This window comes from Enterobacter cloacae complex sp. GF14B (genome assembly GCF_004136805.1).
Classification (GTDB): Bacteria; Pseudomonadota; Gammaproteobacteria; order Enterobacterales; family Enterobacteriaceae; genus Enterobacter; species Enterobacter hormaechei_C.
This window is the reverse complement of the sequence record NZ_QFRV01000176.1, coordinates 1-3,196: the sequence shown is the minus strand read 5'-3', so window position 1 is coordinate 3,196 and position 3,196 is coordinate 1. Positions and strand designations below refer to the sequence as shown.

At 60.1% G+C, this 3,196-nt stretch carries 5 protein-coding genes; 2 read left to right on the top strand and 3 right to left on the bottom strand.

Features of this window, described 5'->3' with window-relative positions; all coding sequences use genetic code 11:
- Both DD606_RS24310 and DD606_RS24305 read left to right on the top strand, forming a co-directional pair.
- Positions 1 to 519: ADP-ribosylglycohydrolase family protein (locus DD606_RS24310; RefSeq protein WP_176691478.1), on the top strand; the 519-nt coding region annotated here is incomplete at its 5' end.
- On the top strand, positions 516 to 1,469 hold the full coding sequence (locus tag DD606_RS24305) for a PfkB family carbohydrate kinase (RefSeq protein ID WP_129259350.1): 954 nt from the start codon (positions 516 to 518) through the stop codon (positions 1,467 to 1,469). The genes DD606_RS24310 and DD606_RS24305, both read left to right, overlap by 4 nt.
- Here the strand turns inward: DD606_RS24305 and DD606_RS24300 are convergent.
- The 3 genes from DD606_RS24300 to DD606_RS24290 all read right to left on the bottom strand — a co-directional run.
- Positions 1,443 to 2,189 (bottom strand): GntR family transcriptional regulator, encoded by a 747-nt coding sequence (locus tag DD606_RS24300; protein WP_126297214.1) that lies wholly within the window; start codon positions 2,187 to 2,189, stop codon positions 1,443 to 1,445. The genes DD606_RS24305 and DD606_RS24300 overlap by 27 nt on opposite strands.
- 42 nt (positions 2,190 to 2,231) lie before the next feature.
- Complete coding sequence (gene thiD, locus DD606_RS24295; RefSeq protein ID WP_003859244.1) at positions 2,232 to 3,032, bottom strand: bifunctional hydroxymethylpyrimidine kinase/phosphomethylpyrimidine kinase; 801 nt, start codon at positions 3,030 to 3,032, stop codon at positions 2,232 to 2,234.
- The coding region (locus DD606_RS24290; protein ID WP_176691477.1) for a hydroxyethylthiazole kinase at positions 3,029 to 3,196 on the bottom strand (168 nt) is incomplete at its 5' end. The genes thiD and DD606_RS24290, both read right to left, overlap by 4 nt.

Sequence of the window (3,196 nt, the reverse complement as noted above, 5' to 3'; positions counted from 1 at the left end):
ACCCATAAATCGGATCTCGCCATCGCCGGTGCGGTGGTGATCGCCTGGGCGGTTTCACGCGCTATCGACGGCGAGCGCTGGCATCACATCGCCGATGCCCTGCCGGGTATTGCCCGTGCGGCGCAGGAGGCGAACACGACCACCTTCAGCGCATCGCTTTCCGCTCGTATTGAGCTGGCCCTGAAAACCGTGCGCGAAGCCAACGGTACCGAGTCCGCCAGCGAGCAGATCTATCAGCTTATTGGCGCGGGCACGAGCACCCTTGAGTCCGTTCCGGCGGCGATTGCGATGGTCGAACTCGCGGGCACCGATCCGAACCGCTGCGCGGTGTTATGCGCCAACCTGGGCGGTGATACTGACACTATCGGCGCGATGGCAACGGCCATCTGCGGTGCGCTGCACGGTGTACAGGCCATTGATCCGGCACTCAAAAACGAACTTGATGCCGTAAACCGGCTCGATTTCGGCCACTACTGTGAAAAACTGCTGCACTTCCGGGAGCACAGGGAGGGCGTATGAGTGCTTTTGCCCGCCGTCTCGAAACCCTTCACGCCACGCGTCCCGTAACGGTGCTCGGCGCAGCGGTCATCGACGTGATTGCCGACGCCTACGCTCTGCCCTGGCGCGGGTGTGATATCGAACTGAAGCAACAGGGAGTGAATATTGGCGGCTGCGCGCTGAATATCGCCATCGCCCTGAAGCGGCTCGGCATTGCTGCGCAAAACGCGCTTCCTGTCGGCCACGGCGTGTGGGCCGATATTATCCGTAACGCCATGGCGAAGCAGGATCTGCACAGCGCCGTGGAAGCGGAAACGGGCGATAACGGCTGGTGCCTGGCGCTGGTGGAGCCTGACGGTGAACGGACCTTTATGTCGTTCAGCGGCGTGGAGAATCAGTGGCAGCAGCGCTGGCTGGACGGGTTAAGCGTGCCGGCAGGGAGCCTGATCTCTTTGTCCGGCTACCAGCTGGCGTCCCCCAGCGGTGAGCTGCTGACGGCCTGGCTGGAAAGTCTTCAGGATGCGACGCTCTTTATCGATTTCGGTCCGCGCATCGCGGATATTCCCGACCCGCTGATGGCAAGGATTATGGCCTGCAAACCGATTGTCTCGCTTAATCGTCAGGAGGCGGAACTTGCCGCAGAATGGCTTGGCGTAAGCGTGGAAGAGCTCGGCACACGGTGGCAGCAGAGGTTTTGCGCTGCGCTGATCGTACGCCATGATAAAGACGGGGCGGTCTGGTATGACGGTGACGCTTCCGGACACGTTCCGGCGTTTCCTGCTACCGTGGTCGATACCATCGGCGCGGGTGACAGCCATGCGGGAGGTACCCTTGCCGGTCTGGCCGCGGGATGGTCACTGCCAGAGGCGGTGCAGCTTGGCAATGCCGTAGCCGCCTGGGTAGTCAGCCATCGCGGTGGCGACTGCGCCCCCACGCGCGAGGCCCTACTCCTCGCACACAAAGACGTATAGGTCGCTGCGGCAGTAGCTGATGCTGTACTCAATTGGCCGGTGCTGTTGATCGAGCGCGACTTGCTTGATCACCAGCACCGGTATCTTATCGTCCATCTTGATATGCGCCTGAAACTCGCTGTCCGGCATCCGGGCGCTGACGCGGGACCGGGTGCGCTGCGGCAAGATATTCTGGCTGCGGAAGTAATCATAAAGCGAGACGCCAATGTCGTCCGGGTTGGGAATTAATCCTACTGGTACCCAGGACTCCTCTATCGATACTGCATCGTCATCCACATAGCGGATGCGCTTAAGCAGAAATACATCACTGTCTGGCGCAAGGGAAAGGTGGCGGGCGATCTCCTCCGGACATTTCACGACGCGTTTATTAACCCACAGCGTGTTGGGCGTTTTGCCCCGCAGCACCACCTGCTGAGAAAACCCGCGCGCCTCTTTTAGCGAATATTCAAAGATATTGTTGATTTGCGTACCGTATCCACGCGCGCGGGTGACGACGCCAGCCTCTTCCAGCGCCTGCATCGCTTTACGCACCGTAATGCGCGACACACCGGCAAGCTGGCTCAGATCGCGCTCGCCAGGCAAAATATTACCGTGCGCGAGCACGCCGCTGCGTACCGCGTTTTTAACCGTTTCGGCAAATTTCAGGTACAACGGCGTGTTGTCCGGTGCGGCAATTCGTTCCTTGAGTTGAGCAATTAACCGGGTATGCGCTTGTTCCATCTCTGTTTTTCTCTGGCATAAGGTTTTATGCCAGTATACGGCTTACCACCATGCATGAAAATGGTGAACCGGCCCAATACCGTGACCCACTTCCAGAGAATCGGCTTTTGCCAGCGCGTCCGAGAGCCAGATCTTCGCCTCCTGTACCGTATCCGCCCAGTTCGCGTTTCGGGGACGCAGCGCCGCCAGCGCCGCCGAGAGCGTACAGCCCGTGCCGTGGGTGTTTTTGGTCTGTACGCGCGGGGCGGTGAAACGTTGCGCGCCATCGTGGGTGAAGAGCCAGTCCGGGCTTTCTGCATCATCGAGATGACCGCCTTTCATCAGTACCGCGCGACACCCCATCGCCAGCAGCGCATTGCCCTGCTCTTTCATTTCACGTTCGTTTTGCGCGTGTGGCGCATCCAGCAGCGCGGCGGCCTCAGGCAGGTTTGGCGTGATCAGCGCCACCTGCGGCAGCAGCTTTTTACGCAGGGTGTCGACGGCCGAGGCGGAGAGCAGCGGATCGCCGCTTTTGGCCAGCATCACGGTATCGAGCACCACGTTTTTTATCTGATAACGTTTGAGACGTTCAGCAACAGCTTCAACAATGTCCGCCTCTGCGAGCATGCCAATTTTGGTGGTGTCGATACGTACATCGCTGAATACCGAATCCAGCTGTGCGGCGACAAAATCCGGCTCAATGCGATACACCGACTGTACACCGCGCGTGTTTTGCGCCACCAGCGCGGTGATAACCGAACATCCGTAAGCGCCGAGCGCAGAGAAGGTTTTCAGGTCTGCCTGGATCCCCGCTCCGCCGCTGGGATCGGTTCCCGCAATAGTCAGGGCATTTATGCGTGTCATACCTGTTCCTCCAGCGCGTAAAGCGCGTCCAGAAACGCGGAGGAAAAGCTGCCGGGCCCCCGGCTTCGAGTCAGGGCAACTGACCCTGCGCGCTTCATGAAGCCGCAGGCAGCCGTCGCGTTATCAAGCCTGTCGCCAGGCAGCGAGCAGCAGGCAGCGACGAC

What these genes read in the sequence shown, in the direction of transcription:
- DD606_RS24305 (WP_129259350.1), top strand. Translation starts at nt 516, where the DNA reads ATGAGTGCTTTTGCCCGCCGTCTCGAAACCCTTCACGCCACGCGTCCC.
- thiD (WP_003859244.1), bottom strand. Translation starts at nt 3,032, where the DNA reads ATGACACGCATAAATGCCCTGACTATTGCGGGAACCGATCCCAGCGGC.
- DD606_RS24300 (WP_126297214.1), bottom strand. Translation starts at nt 2,189, where the DNA reads ATGGAACAAGCGCATACCCGGTTAATTGCTCAACTCAAGGAACGAATT.